The following is a 17,882-nucleotide window of genomic DNA, read 5'->3' on the forward strand; positions in this document are numbered from 1 at the left end:
GCCCCCGGCCCGGGGCCGGATGGGCCGCCGCGCGGCTGACACCCCGCTGCGGGCTACTCCAGGATCTCGACCGGGTCGCCCAGCCGCAGCGTGCCCGTGCCCTCCGGCACCAGGTTCTGCCCGAAGATCAGGGCGTCCCCCACCCGCCGGTGCCGCGCCAGCGTCCGCAGCGGTTCCTTGCCGCGCTCCCCGGTGCTCTGGTCGGTCGTCGTGATGACACAGCGGGAGCACGGTTTGGCCACCCGGAAGACGACCTCGCCGATCCTTATCCGCCGCCAGTCGTCCTCGGCCCAGGGCGCGGTGCCGTCGATGACGACGTTCGGCCGGAAGCGGTTCATCGGCAAGGGGCCCTCATCGGGGTGGTCCCCCTGGGCGATGAGCGAGTTGAGCGCGTGCAGTGACGCGGTGGTCGTGACCAGCAGCGGAAACCCGTCGGCGAGGCTCACGGTCTCCCCGCCGAGCGCGTACTCCGGGGTCAGCGGCCGCCGCCGCGCCGGGTCATCGAGATGGACCAGCCGCGCCTCGGCGCCCAGGAAGTCGCTGAACCACGCGTCGGCGTCGGCTCCCGCCGACACCACCTCGACCTCGGTACGCGCCAGCATCACGGGGAAGGGGGCGAGTGACGGCACCGACGGGTCCCCGGGCCCGGGTGCGGCCACGGTCAGCGGCTCCCGGCCCTCGGCGCTGAGCCGCACGCCTCCGCTCGGCAGCGGCTCGGCCGAGGCGAGCGCCAGCCTCGGCTGCTGGCGCTGGGTCACATAGCGCCCGTCCGGCTCGACCACCATCCACCTGCGGTCCCCGGCCAGCCCCCATGGCTCCACGGTCGCGGCACCTGGCGCCAACCCCGCGACGGACTTGACGGGGTAGACATGGAGGGCGCTGACGGCGCTCAGCTCTGGGTTGACCATGCGGAACATCCTGCCAGCAGGGTCCGACAGGCCGGGATGGCCACAGGGTGAACACATGCCGGGGCCCGGTGGTCCGAAAGTCGGACCACCGGGCCCCGGCCGCGGTGCGATGGGTGCGCGAAGAGTGCGCTGGGGTCAGTAGCCGCCCCCCGGCTGCTGGGGACGCCCCGGGTACTGCTGCTGCTGACGGCCGTACGGGTCGTCGTACGGGGACGGCGCGGGAGCCGCCGGGCGGGGCGCCTGAGGACGGGGCATCGCCGGGCGCATCGCCTCGTACCCGTTCGGCGCCGCCGGGCGCTGCTGCTGCGCCCCCGGGTAGCCGCGCGGGCCCGCCTGCGGCGGGATGTACGGGGAGGGGGCCTGCTGGAGCCCGCCCGGCTGCATTCCACCCTGCTGCGGGGCCTGCTGCTGATAGCCCTGCTGCGGGTTCTGCTGGGACGGGGCGGCCGGGAGCGCGGGAAGCGCCGAGGGCAGTGCCGGGAGGTGACTTCCGCTGTCGTACGCGGAAGGCACCCGGATGGGTGCGATCTGAGGCGTTCCCCGCTCGGCGACAAGGCTGTCGTAGATGGGGGTGTCCGGGAAGGACGGCGAGGAGTAGTAGCCGCCGCCGTAGGTGCTGCGGGGGGAGGTCATAGACCATAAGTTAAGCCCACCATGTGCTGATTGGGGAGCCCGGTAAGAAGGTTGTTTTCAGTGTTCGGAGCGGTCGTGGATCCCCAATCGGACGGAACCCGGGGAAAACGGTCGTCAGGGTACGTTGAGATCCTGTAAAGAGCGCGTTTTCAGAGGGTCACATGCCCGTCCAGAAGATGAAGCGAACAGAAAGACAGGGGACAGCATGGCGATGCGCAAAGGCAGCAACATCCAGGTCACGGCAGGGGAGGTGCGGGTCGAACTCGGCTGGCGCTCCGGCCCCGGAGTGCCGGACGTGGACGCCTCCGCGCTGCTGCTGGTGTCCGGAAAGGTTCGCTCCGACGCGGACTTCGTGTTCTACAACCAGGCGGCGCACACATCGGGTGCCGTACGTCACGAGGGCAAGCGGCCCGTCGGTGACTCCGTGACCGACACCCTCGGGGTCGATCTGGGCCGCGTGGAGCCCGCGGTCGAGACCGTGGTGCTCGCCGCCTCCACGGATGGCGGAACGTTTGGCCAGGTGCCCGGTCTGTACATCCGCGTCCTCGACGCGTCCGGCGGCGCCGAGATCGCCCGCTTCGACAGCGAGGACGCCTCCGTGGAGACCGCGTTCGTCCTCGGCGAGCTGTATCGCAGGCAGGGCGGGTGGAAGTTCCGCGCGGTCGGCCAGGGGTACGACAGCGGGCTCGCGGGGCTCGCCACCGACTTCGGCATCAGCGTCGATGAACCGCAGCAGGCGCCCGCGCCCGCCTCCGTCCCCGCGCCCCCGGCCGCGCCGCTGGCGCCGCCGTCGGGGCCTCCGGCCGCCGCCGTCCCGCCGCCCCCGGCCGCCGCGCCCCCGGCTGTGGCTCCTGCTCCTGCTGCGGCTCCGGTGAGCCTCAGCAAGGTCACGCTGACCAAGGAGTCGCCCGCCGTCTCGCTCACCAAGCAGGGCGGCACCTCCGGTGCCCTGCGGGTCAACCTCAACTGGCAGGTGCACAAGCAGTTCCAGGGGTGGGGCCAGAAGCTCGGCAGGGCCCTGGCCCTCCACGGTGACCTCGACCTCGACCTGGGCTGCCTGTTCGAACTCGCCGATGGCAGCAAGGGCGTGGTGCAGGCGCTCGGCAACTCGTTTGGCTCGCTGCACCAGCCACCGTTCATCCACCTCGACGCCGACGACCGGACCGGCGCCCGGTCGTCCGGCGAGAACCTCACCGTCAACCTCGACCACAAGGACGCGTTCCGCCGCATCCTCGTCTTCGTCACCATCTACGAAGGTGCCCGCAGCTTCGCGAACCTGCACGCCACCGTCACTCTTCAGCCACAGTTCGGCGCGGCGGTCGATTTCTCCCTCGACGAGTGCACCGTCCCGTCCACGGTCTGCGCGCTCGCGCTCATCACCAACAACGGCGGCGACCTCGTCGTCCAGCGCGAGGCCCGCTATCTGGTGCCCGACCGTGGCGTCAGCCCGCAGCGCACCCTCGACCACGCGTACGGCTGGGGCATGAACTGGACCCCGGGGCGTAAGTGAGGGCTGGGGCTCATTCGCCGGGCGCGGCACTGGGTCGGGCGTAGGTGCGCCCCTTCCAGGCCGCGCCCCGCCCCCGCCAGTGCCGCACCGCCGAGTCGACGGTCATCAGCAGATAGACGAAGGCGGTCAGCGGCAGCAGCGGAGCCAGCCAGAGGGTCTGCCGGTAATAGCGCAGCATCGGGACGTACGTGGCGGTCATCAGCGCCCACGCGGCGGCGCCCGCCGCGAGCAGCGCCGGGCGCCCGGTGAGTGCGCCCGCGCACAGCGCGACGGGCGGCGCGAGGTACACCACCGCGAGCCCCGCGACGGCCGCCATCAGCAGCAGCGGATTGTGCCGCAGCTGGGCGTACGCGCTGCGCGCGACCATCCGCCACAGCTCGCCGAGCCCCGGGTACGGCCGTACGCTGTCGACCCGGTCGGCGAGGCCCAGCCAGGTCGCCCCGCCGGAGCGCTTGACCGCGCGGGCGAGCGCCACGTCGTCGATGACCGCCTGCCGGATGGCCTCCGGGACCCCGGCCCGCTCGGCCGCCTCCCGGCGCAGCAGCACGCAGCCGCCCGCGGCGGCCGCCCAGCGTCCACGGCGGCGGTTGACCCAGCGGAACGGGTACAGCTGGGCGAAGAAGTACACGAACGCCGGGACGATCAGCCGTTCCCAGCCGGTCGTCACCCGCAGTCGCGCCATCTGCGACACCAGGTCCAGGCCGTGGGCCCGGGCGGCCCGCACCAACTCCCGCAGCGAGTCCGGTTCATGGGCGATGTCGGCGTCCGTCAGCAGCAGGAAGTCGGCCTGGTGGGTGCTCTTGGCGAGCGCGATCCCGTGCCGTACCGCCCACAGCTTCCCGGTCCAGCCGGGCTCCGGCTCGCCCGGTGAGGCGACGGTCAGCGGCAGCCCGCCGTGGGTGTCGGCGAGTTCGCGGGCCAGCTTTCCGGTGCCGTCGGAGCTGCCGTCGTCGATCAGGAAGATCTCCGCCGGGCCCGGGTAGTCCTGCGCGAGCAGCGACGGAAGGCTCGCCGGGAGGACGGCGGCCTCGTCCCGGGCGGGCACCACGATGGCCACCGAGGGCCAGTCGCCCGGCTCCTCACCGGCCGGTGCCCGGGGAAGCCGGACATCCGTACGCCAGAAGAACCCCTGGCCCAGCAGCAGCCACACCCATCCCACCAGTGCCCCGGCGGCGATCCACGTCAGCAGGCTCACCCGCCGCAGTCTGCCCGAACCGGCGCCCGGGTGCCGGGGACTCGGGGCCGATCCATTAAAGTGATCGGGTGAAGATCGCGCTAATGGACTCCGGATTCGGCCTGCTGCCCGCCGCGGCCGCGATGCACCGCCTTCGACCCGACGCTGATCTCGTTCTCTCCTCCGACCCCGACGGCATGCCGTGGGGGCCGCACACTCCCGAGGACATCACCGAACGCGCCCTGGTCTGCGCCCGTGCCGCCGCCGCGCACCGGCCCGATGCGCTGATCATCGCCTGCAACACCGCCTCCGTCCACGCCCTGCCCACGGTGCGGGCCGAGCTGGAGCCCGGGCTGCCGGTCATCGGGACCGTACCGGCGATCAAGCCCGCGGCGGCCGGTGGCGGGCCCATCGCGATCTGGGCCACGCCCGCCACCACCGGCAGTCCGTACCAGCGCGAGCTGATCCGTGAGTTCGCGGACGGCGTCGAGGTGACGGCCGTGCCCTGCCCCGGCCTCGCCGACGCCGTCCAGCACGTCGACGACGCGGCGATCGACGCCGCGGTGGCCGCCGCGGCGGCCCGTACCCCGGACGACGTCCGGGCCGTCGTCCTCGGCTGCACCCACTACGAGCTGGTCGCGGAGCGCATCAGGGCCGCCGTCCAGCCCGCCGGGGCGCCGCCCATCGCCCTCCACGGGTCGGCCGGGGCCGTCGCCGCGCAGGCGCTGCGCCGGATCGGCGCCGAGTCCTCGCTGCCGCCGGGCGCGGCCGCGCCCGCCCGGGGCACCCTCACGGTCATCCTCAGCGGCCGCGAGGCCACGCTTCCGGACGGCGCGCTCGCCTACGCCGAGGGCGGGCTGCTGGCCCCCGCCGCCGCCCCGGCGCGCGGCTGACCCGCTCCCCTTCCCACCGGCCAAAACGGCTCGGTCGGCTGCCGTGGTAGCGGAACGTGAGTACCCTGCGAGTCATGAGGCCCCACGCCGAGGACCCCGAGCCCCACGGCAAGCAGACCCCGGGCCAGGGCACGCCCGCGGTCTGGACCGGTCATGCCCACAACCGTGTGCAGTGGGTGCTGGCGACCGTGGGCGCCGCGTGCGTGGCGCTCGGCATCGACCTGGCCGTCGCCTCCCCCTGGACCACCGGACTCGCCCCGCTCCTGATGTCGGTCATCGGCTGCCTCGCCGCGGGGCTGCTGATGCTCTTCGGCACCCTCGCCTTCGTCCATGTGGCGGTGCGGGTCGACGAGGAGTGCCTGGAGGTCCGCTGCGGCCACATGGGGCTGCCCCGCCGCCGCATCCCGCTCAGCGACGTGGTCCACGCCGACGTCGCGCCTCGCGTCACGCCCTGCCAATGGGGTGGCTGGGGCTACCGGTGGCGCCCCGACAAGGGCACGGCGGTGGTGGTGCGGCGCGGTGAGGGGCTGGTGGTGCGGCTGGGGGACGGCCGTATCTTCACGGTGACGGTGGACGACGCGGAGGCGGCCGTCCGGGTCATCCGCGACCGGCTCCGCCTGATCGCGACCCCCACGTCCCAGGTCTAACGGGCCTTACCCCCACCCCGCCCCTCCCCGAAACCGGAGCGGCGCCCTGGGCTCCGTCCCAGGCGCGGCCCTGGCCCCCGCCCCGAGCGCAGGCCCCCGGCTGGCGCCTGCGTCCGGCTCCCGCTGCTGCGGATTGGCTCGTGCGGTGGGGTTGCTTCCCCGGCCCCGCCCCTTCCCGATACCGGGGGCGGGCCCCCGGCCCCCCGGCTGGCGCTTGTGCTCGGCTCCCGCTGGGGCGCGGCCTCCGTTTCCGCTGCCGCGGTATGGGCTGCGGATCGGCTCGTGTGGCGGGGCTTCTTCCTCAGCCGCGCCCCTTCCCGGGTCGGGGAGGAGCGGGGTTGGGGCGCGGGATCCGTCGCGTTGTTCGGTGTGGCGGGGTGCCGGTCAGGGGGTGGGGAAGGGGGCTTCCGGGTGGCTGGCCGTTGCCAGGCCTGCCAGGAGGCCCGCGCCCGCCGTTATCTGCGGGAAGCTGAGCGCGTTGCCCAGGGACGCCTCTACGGCCAGGGCCGTCAGCGCGGCCGCCGCCGTCAGGGCGATCGGGGTGGAGCGGGGTGAGCGCCACAGGGCGTACAGGAGCCAGGCGAAGGCCGAGGCCAGGAGGGCCACGCCCGGGAGGCCCTGGCCGACGGCCTGCTGGAGCGGGGCGGAGTGGGGCGTGGTCTCCGGTTCGGGCGACGCCGCGGCGGCCGGGCTCAGCTCGGCGAAGCGGTCGGGCCCGGTGCCGCGTACCGGGTTCGTCGCGGCGAGGTGGGCCGCGTCCTGCCACAGCCGGACGCGGTGCTCGGTGAGGTGGGCCCGCAGCGAGGCGGGCAGACCGCCCGGCACCACGTCCGCCGCGACCGCCCAGCAGCCGCCGACGCCGACCGCGGCGACGAGCGCGAGGGCGGCCAGGCCCGCCAGCCGCCGTCGTACCCGGGCGGCGGCCAGGGAGCACAGCAGGACCGCGCCGCTCGCGACCCAGCCCGCGGGCGGGCCGGTCACCACGGCGCCGAGTGTGATCGTCAGGGCCAGCAGCCACAGGGCCAGCCGGAGCGCGGGCCGCCGGGCGGCCCACGCGGCGCAGCAGGCCGCGCCGGTGGCCAGGGTCAGCTCGGCCGCGGCCAGCCCCTGGTGGCCGCCCGGGCCGGTGTCGGCGGCCAGGGCCAGCCCGAGCCCCGCGAGCCCGGCGGCGGCCCCGCAGAGGACCGGCAGGAGCGACCCGGCGATGCGGCCGCAGGCGTACCCGGCGGCCACGGCCAGTACGGCGAGCAGTACCCCCTCGGGGCGCGCGGTGCGGCCCATGGCGGAGATGAGCGCCCAGAGGGCGCAGGAAGCGAGGATCGCCACGCCCGCGATGTCGGGCACACTGCCCACGGGCTGGCTGTAGTGATCGGTGCCGTGGTCCTGGTCGTACTCCCTGACGACCGGTTCCAATGCAGATGACGTCATCCCGTCGACCCCCCGTCGTGACGGGCATCGCGCGGCGACCGGTAGTCGCGTCGCGAGCCATGCACCAGGAACGGTAGCGCCAGCGGTGAGTTATGTGTATATGTTGCGCAGAAACGATGTGTCAGGGGTGAAACACGCTCCGAGCGCGCAGAACGGGCGCCCGGCGCGGGCCACCGGCGCGGACGCGGGCCCGGCGGATACCCTCACCGCATGGCGACCCCCGACTTCATCCGAGGCCTCCGCTCCTCCATCGGTCATCAACTGCTCTACCTGCCGGGCGTGAGCGCCGTCGTCTTCGACGACCAGGACAGAGTGCTGCTGGGCCGCCGCGCCGACAACGGCCGCTGGGCGATCATCTGCGGCATCCCCGAACCGGGCGAGCAGCCCGCCGCGGCCATCGTGCGCGAGGTGCAGGAGGAGACCGCGGTGCGCTGCGTGCCCGAGCGCATCGTGCTCGTACGGACCCTGGCGCCGGTGACGTACCCCAACGACGACCAGTGCCAGTTCATGGACGTCTGCTTCCGCTGCCGCGCGGTGGGCGGCGAGGCGCGGGTGAACGACGACGAGTCGCTCGAAGTCGGGTGGTTCGAACTCGATGCTCTGCCCCCGCTGGAGGAGTTCGCTCTGCAGCGAATCAAGCTGGCCACGGAGGACGCACCGACTTGGTTCGAGGGCATGGGAGAGGCGTAAGCGCCTTCCCGCCGAGCTGGATGAGGGCCGGAGGCGAAGAAGACGACCGCCCAGGAAGTCCTCGATATCCTCGCCGCTCCTACCTCTCACGACCTCCTCGACAGCCTCACCCTCCGCCACCGTGACCTGCTGACCGACCTCCTCCACGCCCAGCTCAACGGCCTCGGCGCCACGACCGAACGGCAGCACACCCGTATCCTCGCCCGCGGCGATCTCGGCGCCGACCTCCTCGCCACGGGGGACACGGAGGCGTTCCTGGCCTGGGCTGGACGCGCAGACGCCCTGCTCGGACCGGACGGGACGTCGGTGCCCGACGCTCTGCGCGAGCTGTACCGGCGAGTCGTCGACGACGCCCGCCACGGCCCCCGTTCCCTTCTGCGGCGCATGGCCGCCGAAGAGGGTACCGACGGCGCAAGCGTGGTCCGGCGGCACGCAGCGCACGCCGTGCTGCGTGCCGTGCATACTGGGCCGTGGGAGAAGTCCGTGCGCGACGTCGTACAGGACTGGTGGCGCGATCAGGCGCCCGACATCGGCGTTTCGCTCCGCGACGACATGCGCAGGGAGGCGTTCGAGCCGCTGCGCGTCCAACTCGGCGCACTGCGCGAAACACTGAAATGGTGTGGCGAGGCCGCCGAAGCTGCCGGCACACCCGTCGATCGTCAAGGCCGCCTGTGACGACTTCGCCCGGCTCCTCTCCCGCACCATCCCGTACACCGACTGCCTCGTCGACGACGACCATGTACTGCTGCGGCTGCACAGTAGCCCCGACCTGTGCTCCTTCTCCCCACTGGCAGCGGCCGGCCTGGAGGGATACCTGGGCGGCGGACAAGGAGGGGCCAGCAAGGAAGGCTGAGGCGCCGACGGGGGACGGACCAGCGGACCTGCTACGTCTCATGGACCCGGAATGCCACCCCGTCGATGGGGCGGGCCCCGCTCACCACTTCTCGGCGAGGGCTTCGAGCGAATCCGCGGGCCAGCCCGCTTGATGCGTCCGGCCACCGTAAGAGCTTCGGTCATCCAGACGCGGGCCCGGAGGGTGCCGCCGAGGTGGTCCGCGAGAACGTCGACGACGGCGTCGTGTCTGGCGTCCTGGCCGAAGGTATCGAGTACCAGCCCGGCGAGAGCTTCGAAGCCGGCTCTCTCAGCCTCGCTGACCGCGGAGGACATCGTCGACCGTATTCGGGAAAGCCCCGCGGCGGCCTTCATGCTGCGCCAGAAGCCAGGCTCGTGACCCGGCAACACCGCCGGAACGAGGGCTTCGCCCGGGACGACTTCCACATACTCTGGCTCCCCTGACTCTGCGGACACAACTTAGCCGGGCAAGCGGGTAGTTGTGCGGGTGGGGGTGCGGGATTAGAGTGATCGGCCGTGCTCGGAGTGGTCGGCGGGGGCCGGTAACCCGGGCCTGAGGGAAGGGAATTCCGTCGTGCCCGAGACCGAGAAAGCAGCCGCCGATCCCGCGATACCCGACAGAACCGACCGGCCTGACAGCCTCGGCGGGATCGAGGTGCTCGCCTCGCTCAGCCCCGACTTCGAAGCCGACCCGTACACCGCCTTCGCGCGGCTGCGCGAGCGCGGTCCGGTGCACCAGGTAGTGACGCCCGACAGGGGCGTGGTGTGGCTCGTGGTCGGGTACGAGGCCGCGCGCGAGGCCTTCACCGCCCCGCAGCTCAGCCGGGACTGGCAGCGCGAGTGGCGGCAGACCGGCTGGCGCCCGCCGTACGCCCTGGACATGCTCGGCAACGCCAACATGCTGATGAGCGACCCGCCCCACCACACCCGGCTGCGGAAGCTGGTGGCGGGGGAGTTCACGGCCCGGCGGGTCGAGGGGATGCGGGGGCGCGTCCAGGAGATCACCGACGAGCTGCTGGACCGCATGACGGCGGACGGAGCGCGCCGCGCGGACCTCATCGAGGCGTTCGCCTCCCCGCTCCCCATGATCGTCATCTCCGAACTGCTCGGCGTCCCCGGCCTGGACCGCGCCTCCTTCCACGCCTGGTCCAACGAGACCCTCGCGCCCACCAGCCCCGAGGCGGAGAAGGAGGCGTACGAGCAGGTCATGCCTTATCTCACAGGGCTCATCGCCGCCAAGCGCGAGAGCCCCGGGGAGGACCTGCTCAGCGCCCTCGTCCACACGGTCGACGAGGGCGGCGACCGGCTCACCGAGGACGAGCTGGTCTCGTTGGCCTTCCTGCTGCTCGTCGCCGGGCACGAGACGACGGTCAACACGATCGGCAACGCGGTGCGCGCGCTCCTCGCGCACCCCGAGCAGCTGGCGGCCGTACGGGCCGATCCGGCGGGGCTGGCGGCGGGGCTGGTAGAGGAGACGCTGCGCTACGACGGGCCGGTGGCGACCACCACGCCGCGCATCGCCCTGGAGGAGACCGAGGTCGGCGGCGTACGGGTGCCGCGCGGTGCCATCGTGCTGATCGCCATGGCCGGCGCGGACCACGACCCGGCGCGCTTCCCCGATCCGGAACGCTTCGACGTACGGCGTCGCGAGGCCCGGGGCCATCTCTCCTTCGGACACGGGATCCACTTCTGCCTGGGCGCCCCGCTCGCCCGCCTCGAGGGCGAGGTGGCGCTGCGCACGCTGCTGGAGCGCTGCCCGGATCTGACGGCGGACGGGGAGCCGGGGGAGTGGCTCCCGGGGATGCTGATCCGGGGGAGGCGGAGCCTGCCGGTGCGGTGGTGATACGCCTGCCGCGGGCGGGCTGACGGGCGGGTGAGCGGTCGCGGCACGCCGTTCGCGCAGGTCGGCGGGGACTGTCAGTGGCGGGGTCCACGCTGTCCGCAGTGCTGCGACAGAGGCGGTCACGCACCGGACAGGAGAGAGGCGATCGTCATGGGGGACAGCGCGCACTGGGGCCCAGCGTCTTCCGCAAGGACGCGAGCGGCGCCGTGAAGTCGGGCACCGGTGGCGTCTGCTACCTCTACTTCCCGGCGAACCCCACGGGCCCCCACAAGCGGGCACTGCGGGAGCTGGGGATCTGTCCGTAGTTGGTGAACCCAGCTCCAGCGGCAAGTAGTCCCACGCGGAGAACGGCATCGCGATCGACGTACTCGTCGAACAGGCGTTGGGGCTGAGGGACGGACCGATCCCCGGGACTACGGCGAGGTGCGGTGCGAGCTGCCTGAGGCCGAGGGCACGCACCGCACGCTCCAGCTCGCCCGGGTCGCCGGGGCGCCGCTCAACGTCGTGCACGTCTCGGCCGAATAGGCCGTCGCCGCTGGATCGAGATCGTGTGCGCCATGCCGACAATGATGTTCGGTCTGTGTCCGAAGAAGGGCGCCATCACGCCCGGCGCCGACGCTGACATCGTGATGCACGACCCGCGCGCCGAGCAGGTGTTGCCGGCCGCAACGCATCACGTGATCGCGGACTACTCCGCGTACGAGGGGCGGCGGACCACTGGATCGTCCGCCGCACCGTCACTGATCACGCTTCCTCGAGTCGTTGGAGGACCACGGCTGGGTGGTGGGTCTGCTGGTCTTGCTGCTGGTACGCGGGACTGATGACGACCCGCAGGCACGAATGAGGCTGCGAGGGAGCTGTCCGCCGCCGCAGCCGGGCTGCCCTGGCCGGGCGCGGGCCCGCTGCGCGTCCGGGGAACCCGGGGGTCGGCCAGGTCACTCCGTTACGGGTACGCACTCGGCGAGCAGGTCGACGACGTCGCGCCAGGCGCGCTGCGCGTGTCGTGGGTGGTGGCCGACGCCGGGGAGCACGGCCTGGTCGACCGGCGGGTGGTGGAAGGCGTGCAAGGCGCCACCGTAGACCACGAGACGCCAGTCGACGCCCGCGTCCTGCATCTCGGCAGTGAACGCCGCCCATTGCGCGGGCGGCATGATCGGATCTTCGGATCCGACCCCCGCCCACACCGGGCAGCGGATGCGTGCCGCCTCGCCGGGCCGGCCCGTGGTCAGTGCGTTGACCGTTCCGATGGCGCGCAGGTCGACACCGTCGCGGCCGAGTTCCAGCCCGATGGCGCCCCCGGTGCCGTAACCGACGGCGGCGATCCGGTCGGGGTCCGTCCTCGGCTCCGCGCGCAACACGTCGAGCGCCGCGTGGCCGATGTCCCGCATCCGGTCCGGGGCGGCGAGCAAGGGGGTCGTGTGCGCCAGCATCTCCGCGGGATCGGTGAACCAGCGCCCTCCGTTGATGTCGAAGGCCAGCGCCACGTACCCCAGTTCAGCCAGGGTGTCGGCCCGGCGGCGCTGGAAATCGTTCAGCCCCGGCCCCTCCGGACCGATCAGGACCGCGGGCCGGCGGCCGACACCGGCGGGAAGCGCTAGGTGCCCGATTATCGTGAGGCCGTCGGCCGGGTATTCGACCGTGCGCGTGGTAACCACCGTCATGGGACTGGACTGTAGTGATCGTTGCCGGTGATCTCGTGTAGCGGCGTGGCCACGGTCCGGTCGTGCCGCGCCGAGTCAGCCGGGCGGCGGAGCCGAGCCGAGAGGCCGACGAGGTCCTGCCGCGCGATGCTCCCCGAGGTCGAGAGAGTCCGGACACGGACGAGGGGCCGGGACGTAGTGTCCCGGCCCCTCTCGCTGGAGTGCCACAGGGCAGCGTACGAGGATCAAGAAGCTCCGGGGATCGACCGAGGCGCCACTACGTGATCGATCAGCCCGTACTCCTTGGCCTCCTGGGCAGTGAAGATCTTGTCCCGTTCCACGTCGGCAGAAACCTGCTCCAGGGTCTGCTGAGAGTGGTCCGCCAACACCTTCTCCATGAGTCGGCGCAGCCGTTCGATCTCCGCCGCCTGGATTTCCAGGTCGGATACCTGGCCCTGGCTCCCCTGGCTGAACGGCTGGTGAATGAGCACCCGAGCGCTCGGCAGTGCCATCCGCTTTCCCGGCGTGCCCGCGGCGAGAATCACCGCGGCGGCAGAGTTGGCCTGACCCAGGCAGACCGTCTGGATGTCAGGCTTGACGAACTGCATGGTGTCGTAGATGGCGGTGAAGGCTGTGAAGGAGCCGCCAGGAGAATTGATGTAGAGGGAGATATCCTGGTCCGGATCCATGGCTTCCAGGCAAAGCATCTGGGCCATGACGTCGTTGGCCGACACATCGTCGACCTGACTTCCGAGGAATATCACCCGTTCGTCGAAGAGCTTGCCGTACGGATCCAGTTCCCTGGTTCCCTGCGAGGTGCGCTCCACAAAGCTCGGAACGACGTAGCGACTGTTCATGGGCATGTCCCGGGCTTGAGATGAGTATTCAGTCGGCTGCACTGAGCGCGACACCTCCATACGAATGGGCGTCGTGGTCCCGCCACGCGATCAACCGGCAGAACCGCCCGGGAGGGTGTTGGCACCCGGCGTACCTGTGGCGTTGGTCATGATGTCGTCGATGAGGCCGTACTCCTTGGCCTCGGCCGGCGTGAACCAGCGGTCCCTGTCCGAGTCCTTGGTGATCCGCTCCGGGGTCTGCCCCGAGTGATGGGCGATCAACTCGGCCATCTCCCGCTTGGTTTCCCGCAGCTGCTCGGCGTAGATCCGGATGTCCGTGGCGGAGCCCGCGAGCCCGGCCGAGGGCTGGTGCATGAGAATCCTGGTGTGCGGCAGCGCGAACCGCTTCCCCGGAGTGCCGGCCGTGAGCAGGAACTGGCCCATGGACGCGCAGAATCCCATGGCGATGGTGACGACATCGTTGCGGATGTACTGCATGGTGTCGTAGACCGCCAGTCCGGCCATCACCGAGCCGCCGGGGGAGTTGATGTAGAGGTAGATGTCCTGGTCCGGATCGGCGGCCAGCGTGAGCATTTGGGCCGTGATCTGGTTCGCGATTTCGTCGTCGACTTCCTTGCCCAGGAAAATGATGCGGTCGCTGAGCAGGCGGTTGTAAATCTGGTCACCGAACGCGGCGCCGCCGTTGGGGTTGTAGGCATACGGTGCGATCGACGCTGCCGGGTGGTGGAACTTCGCGTCACTCATGTCTTCCCCTGTTCTTGACCGAGCCCCAGGCGCCCCGGGGAACTGCTTCAGGTAAGCGATGGTCGGAACTCGCCTCCCCAGTCTGGTTTGAAGCTAACACGTTCACTCGCCACGGAACGTGATTCCGTCTGTCGTTCGCTGAGAGCAGATGCGCGACTCAACGCCCGGTCCGACGGCCGGAGTTGAGCTGCGGTGGCAAGGTTCCGACGCGCAGCATGCAGTCTCGGACATGCGGCGACGCATTTCAGTCAGCCGCCCCCGGCGCTTTGCGTCACCCCGAATGTCCGCAGGTCGGGGCTTCCAGGGTTCGATGTCGGCGGATCGTTCGCTCGAATAAGACAGGAATGACTCGTTCGCGTACGAATGGTGACGTGACGTCGACCTTCGTCTCCCCAACCGACCCCCCTTGTCGGCAGGCCTGTTGGCCCGCGCTGGTGAACAGGTGCTCGTGAACAGTCGGTTACTCCTGCACTGCTCCTGGGCGTACTCCTTCAACGACACCGGCGCGGGCGGAAGCGGATGCCGTGTGGTCATCGTCCATCCGGGGTCGTCGCGTCCCCGCAACCTCGTCCCTCAACCGCTCAGGCCTGTCATCTCGCCTGCCACTGAGGGAACTTGACGAACCGTCGGTAGGCATCGTTCCGGTACGCCGTCCTACTTCAGGTGGATGGTCCATGTTTCGACCATTTAAAGGATGGAGGATTTTCGGCCGCGTGACCGAACGAATGGCGGAACCGTTTTGGCACCCCAGCGTGTCTCGCAGCGGTATCCGGAAGGGAGCGCAAGCACGATTCGCGCCACCGTTGGAAGGGCGGTGACTCGAGAGGTCTTGTGTGAACTCTGGGCCTGGTGTTGCATCTTGCGGGGGGGAGGTGCTGACGATTCAGAAGACGGGGGAGAGGCGAAACTGCCCGCCCGACGCACGCGTCGATGGGCCGAGGGGCAGGGCTCGCCACAGGGGAGGCCGCCGTGCCGGCCCGGCATCTCTCCGAGGCCGGCGATGTCGCCGCCGCGCTGCGCATCGACTAAGGCCAACGCCGTGCGCGCGCCCGCCGGGTGACGAACGAGACCCATTCCGTATCCAGGACGGTGCAGTGGGCGGGCCGGCCGCGGACAACGATCCGCAGCCGCTGTTTCTGTTGCCCACTTCGATCCGCCGCCGATCCGCAGACCCGGACGATGCCGGACCGCACCACGAGTCGACCGAGGACGCCCGCCAGAGGCCTGCGATTTCGTGAAGGGAAACACCATGACTGAACCGTCGTCGACCGCGTTGGACGAGCTCTGGAAGCTGGTGTACACCAGCTTCCGATTCCCGTTCATGCATGCCGCCCAACGGCTGGATCTGTTCACCCTGCTCAAGGACCGGCCAGGCAGCACGCTTGAGGAAATTACCGACGCGTTGGGGCTGGAAGAGCGCGCGGGACACGTGCTGCTGCTGGGGTGTTGCGCGTACGAACTGGTCCGCAAGGAGGGCGACGGCTACCACAACACCGCCGCGACCGACCTTCTGGCTGGTGACCAGGACGCCTTCATGCCGGTCATCGTCCGCTACACCCACCAGGTGCTCTACCGGCCGGTCGGCTGGCTCTACGAGTCGCTGGTGCAGAACGAGAACCTGGGGATGGACCGGGAGTTGCTCGCGGGATCGTCGGCGACCACGCTCTACGAGCTCCTCGCCGAGGACAAGGACCTCGAAAAGGTCTTCACCGCGATGATGGAACACCAGAGTCGTTCGGTGGTCGAGGACCTCGTCAACGCCGTTGACTTCTCGTCGTACCACCGCGTCCTGGACGTCGGAGGGGGGACCGGAACCAACGCCATCAGCTTCGCCGAACGATGGCCGCACCTTCAGGCGACCATCCTCGAACTGCCCAACGTGGCGAAGATGGCGAACGACCGGATCGCTGAGGCCGGCCTGTCCGAGCGGGTCAGCGCGATCGGAACCGACATCATGCAGGAAGAGTTCCCCACGTCGTCCCACGACTGCGTCGTGTACTCCCGGTTCCTCGAAATCTGGTCCCCGGAGCAGGTCCAGGACCTTTTCGCGAAGACCTACCGCGCGTTGGAGCCGGGCGGCCACATGGTGATCGTCGCCTGTGCCCAGGACGACGACGAGACGGGCCCCGCCCACGCCGCGTTCATGTCGGCGTACGTCCAGACGGTCGCGTCGCCCGAGGGCCGCATCTACACGGCGCGGGAGTTCGAGCAGTGGTACACCGAAGCGGGTTTCGAGACGATCGACCGCCAGTACCCTGGACGGTTCGACGTCATCCTTCGCGCCCGCAAGCCCGAAGCCGTCTGAGCTGAACCAGGTTAACCCTAAGGGGAGTTGACCGGAGGCATACCGTGTCCGCCCGGCTCGGCCCGGGACTCTCCCGGGCTCGTGCGTCGGATGCGCCGGCGAGCCCGTCCGCGCCGGAACCGGGGGCACGCCCCGCTCGCTTCGCTTCTTCGGAGGCATCGCCGAACAGGCCCCTCGCTCGGAGCGGCTCGTACGAAGCGACTCGGAGCGGCAGCGGGCAAGCGGGAAGCGCAGCGGGAAAGCAGGAAAGATACAACGGGGGCTCGAATGAGATCAGCTGACAGGCCGGCTGTGGTCACCGGCGGAACCAAGGGCACCGCGGACGAGTCGGGACGCAGGCGCGTCCGGACGGGAAGTCGGGCGATCAGGACGGTTCGCAGTGCCGAGAAGTGCGCGAACCATGCCCTGCGAGAGACGGAACAGGGCCTGTCAGCCGCCCCGTCGGGCGTATGGCGCCCCGACAAGGCGGCGTACTCGGCCGCACTCGTGCGCGCTGGGCACGGAATGCCGCAAGCGCTGGTCGGCAACGCGCGACCACGGCGGCCGGCCCCCGCCGGCACGGCGCCCACCACGGTTCGCGCGAGCCGATCCCACTCCATCTGACCAAGTCTCTGGCCACGGAACTCGTGCCCTGGCATCCGGGTGAACCGCCTCGCCGGAGGAGATCGACCCGGAGCGGACGCGGTGCGGCCCCATTCCGGCTCGGCCGAGCCGGAATGCCTGAGCGCAGTGCTGAAAGTGATTTCGCAGCGCAGGGTCGGCGTCACCGCCATAGGGTGGACGCACTTGAATTCACGATGAATTAACGTACCGTCTCTACCAAGAGCCGACAATTGACCTCAAACGGCAGTCGAATCATGCTGTAATGTCGCTCGGCAATCTTCTATGGATTGCGCATCAGTGTGCCTGTAGGCACCGGGTTTTGACGAACGGGGGAAGTCATGCGAGCACGCCTTGAGCGCTGTCAGGGAAATCTGGAGCAGGAGTGCCACCCCAGTTCCGCGAAGTCGGACGAGTGTGATGTCTCCGGGGTCTCTGATAATTTTCTGAGACGAATGCAAGGCGGCCGGTTCACGCGTATTGTGTTCAGCGGAACGGGTCACTCGACCACCGCGTCGGACGTGATCGGGGTCTTCGTCCACTCGATCAGGAACGACCTCGAAGTGCATGTCTTCAAAGATCACGACTTCGAGTGCCTGGTTCCGCGTTCGGTGATCGAGGACGATCGGAAGCGGATCATCCTGAGCTGCTGGGCACACTTCCCGCTTCTGGTCGCCACGCTCCGGCAGCTCGGCATCCTCGACGTGGGCCGTGGTCCCGAGGCCCGTGGCCTGGCGAAGGCCCTGCAGACCGACGTCACGCCTGCGCTGCGTGAGTCGGCCGCCGATGCCGGTGACGCACCTCAACGAGATCGATATGGTGCCGGTGACGCGGAATTGCTGCCACGAGTTCTGTCACGGCGAGGTGGCCACGCTCACCGATCCCGAGCGCCGGCGCGGCATTCTCATCTTCTCCGGTCCGGCAGCGGACGAAGGCACCCGAGTCAAGCGCAAGAAAATGGTTTCGTCGCGCACCGCGCCGGTCTCGAAGAGCGCGCGCGTCACCGTGGCAGGGGCCGAACCCGGCCAGCCAACCTCCATCCGCCAGTATTTCACCGCGCTGGAATTCATTGAGTGCCTGACCCTTGGTCTCCGAAGGGCACGGGAAACGAAGCATGCCATCTCGCCTCCGAGGCGGCCGGGCATTCCTGGCAGCACG

General features: G+C 70.5%; 17 protein-coding genes and 1 pseudogene. 11 read left to right on the forward strand and 7 right to left on the reverse strand.

Annotated features, from left to right (window positions below; all coding sequences use genetic code 11):
• Positions 1-53 precede the first annotated feature (53 nt).
• Positions 54-908, reverse strand: a complete 855-nt coding sequence (locus ACZ6CL_RS14845) for an MOSC domain-containing protein (RefSeq protein ID WP_468935847.1) — start codon at positions 906-908, stop codon at positions 54-56.
• Positions 909-1,043: 135 nt separating this feature from the next.
• Complete coding sequence (locus tag ACZ6CL_RS14850; protein WP_468935849.1) at positions 1,044-1,541, reverse strand: DUF6643 family protein; 498 nt, start codon at positions 1,539-1,541, stop codon at positions 1,044-1,046.
• Positions 1,542-1,746: 205 nt separating this feature from the next.
• Here ACZ6CL_RS14850 and ACZ6CL_RS14855 point away from each other — a divergent pair, with 205 nt between their 5' ends.
• Positions 1,747-3,051, forward strand: a complete 1,305-nt coding sequence (locus tag ACZ6CL_RS14855) for a TerD family protein (protein WP_468935850.1) — start codon at positions 1,747-1,749, stop codon at positions 3,049-3,051.
• Between the two features lie 10 nt (positions 3,052-3,061).
• On the opposite strand, the gene ACZ6CL_RS14860 is transcribed toward ACZ6CL_RS14855, so the two are convergent.
• Positions 3,062-4,237 carry a glycosyltransferase gene (locus ACZ6CL_RS14860; protein ID WP_468936059.1) on the reverse strand — a complete coding sequence of 392 codons (1,176 nt, stop codon included), beginning with the start codon at positions 4,235-4,237 and terminating at the stop codon, positions 3,062-3,064.
• A 77-nt stretch (positions 4,238-4,314) separates the two neighbouring features.
• Here ACZ6CL_RS14860 and ACZ6CL_RS14865 point away from each other — a divergent pair, with 77 nt between their 5' ends.
• A complete protein-coding gene (locus ACZ6CL_RS14865) occupies positions 4,315-5,118 on the forward strand; it encodes a glutamate racemase (protein WP_468935852.1) in 804 nt (267 codons plus the stop codon).
• Positions 5,119-5,192: 74 nt separating this feature from the next.
• A complete protein-coding gene (locus ACZ6CL_RS14870) occupies positions 5,193-5,765 on the forward strand; it encodes a hypothetical protein (protein WP_468935854.1) in 573 nt (190 codons plus the stop codon).
• Positions 5,766-6,149: 384 nt separating this feature from the next.
• Here the strand turns inward: ACZ6CL_RS14870 and ACZ6CL_RS14875 are convergent, their stop codons facing one another.
• A complete protein-coding gene (locus ACZ6CL_RS14875) occupies positions 6,150-7,193 on the reverse strand; it encodes an O-antigen ligase family protein (protein WP_468935856.1) in 1,044 nt (347 codons plus the stop codon).
• A 210-nt stretch (positions 7,194-7,403) separates the two neighbouring features.
• Between ACZ6CL_RS14875 and ACZ6CL_RS14880 the strand changes: the two genes are divergently transcribed.
• The 6 genes and pseudogenes from ACZ6CL_RS14880 to ACZ6CL_RS14905 form a co-directional block, all read left to right on the forward strand.
• Entirely contained in the window at positions 7,404-7,883 is a 480-nt protein-coding gene (locus tag ACZ6CL_RS14880; protein ID WP_468935859.1) for an NUDIX hydrolase, read from the forward strand.
• Positions 7,884-8,267: 384 nt separating this feature from the next.
• A complete protein-coding gene (locus tag ACZ6CL_RS14885; RefSeq protein ID WP_468935861.1) occupies positions 8,268-8,558 on the forward strand; it encodes a hypothetical protein in 291 nt (96 codons plus the stop codon).
• Positions 8,503-8,736 (forward strand): hypothetical protein, encoded by a 234-nt coding sequence (locus tag ACZ6CL_RS14890; protein ID WP_468935862.1) that lies wholly within the window; start codon positions 8,503-8,505, stop codon positions 8,734-8,736. The genes ACZ6CL_RS14885 and ACZ6CL_RS14890 overlap by 56 nt, the downstream gene beginning before the upstream one ends.
• 194 nt (positions 8,737-8,930) lie before the next feature.
• Complete coding sequence (locus ACZ6CL_RS14895; protein ID WP_468935864.1) at positions 8,931-9,179, forward strand: hypothetical protein; 249 nt, start codon at positions 8,931-8,933, stop codon at positions 9,177-9,179.
• A gap of 130 nt (positions 9,180-9,309) precedes the next feature.
• The gene (locus ACZ6CL_RS14900) at positions 9,310-10,578 is read left to right on the forward strand and encodes a cytochrome P450 family protein (protein ID WP_468935866.1); all 1,269 of its coding nucleotides are present in this window, start codon (positions 9,310-9,312) and stop codon (positions 10,576-10,578) included.
• A 337-nt stretch (positions 10,579-10,915) separates the two neighbouring features.
• A pseudogene (locus ACZ6CL_RS14905) lies at positions 10,916-11,399 on the forward strand (hypothetical protein); the annotation flags it as partial.
• A 114-nt stretch (positions 11,400-11,513) separates the two neighbouring features.
• Here the strand turns inward: ACZ6CL_RS14905 and ACZ6CL_RS14910 are convergent.
• From ACZ6CL_RS14910 to ACZ6CL_RS14920, 3 genes are all read right to left on the reverse strand, one after another.
• Complete coding sequence (locus ACZ6CL_RS14910) at positions 11,514-12,239, reverse strand: dienelactone hydrolase family protein (RefSeq protein ID WP_468935869.1); 726 nt, start codon at positions 12,237-12,239, stop codon at positions 11,514-11,516.
• A gap of 224 nt (positions 12,240-12,463) precedes the next feature.
• Positions 12,464-13,081: an ATP-dependent Clp protease proteolytic subunit gene (locus ACZ6CL_RS14915; protein WP_468935872.1), complete on the reverse strand. Its 618-nt coding sequence runs from the start codon at positions 13,079-13,081 to the stop codon at positions 12,464-12,466.
• 84 nt (positions 13,082-13,165) lie between these two features.
• On the reverse strand, positions 13,166-13,819 hold the full coding sequence (locus tag ACZ6CL_RS14920) for an ATP-dependent Clp protease proteolytic subunit (RefSeq protein ID WP_468935874.1): 654 nt from the start codon (positions 13,817-13,819) through the stop codon (positions 13,166-13,168).
• 1,249 nt (positions 13,820-15,068) lie between these two features.
• On the opposite strand from ACZ6CL_RS14920, the gene ACZ6CL_RS14925 reads away from it, so the two are divergent.
• Positions 15,069-16,124, forward strand: a complete 1,056-nt coding sequence (locus ACZ6CL_RS14925) for a methyltransferase (RefSeq protein WP_468935876.1) — start codon at positions 15,069-15,071, stop codon at positions 16,122-16,124.
• Positions 16,125-17,065: 941 nt separating this feature from the next.
• On the forward strand, positions 17,066-17,797 hold the full coding sequence (locus tag ACZ6CL_RS14930) for a hypothetical protein (RefSeq protein ID WP_468935878.1): 732 nt from the start codon (positions 17,066-17,068) through the stop codon (positions 17,795-17,797).
• Positions 17,798-17,882 lie beyond the last annotated feature (85 nt).

The sequence above is a fragment of the Streptomyces sp. NPDC041200 genome (assembly GCF_055591805.1).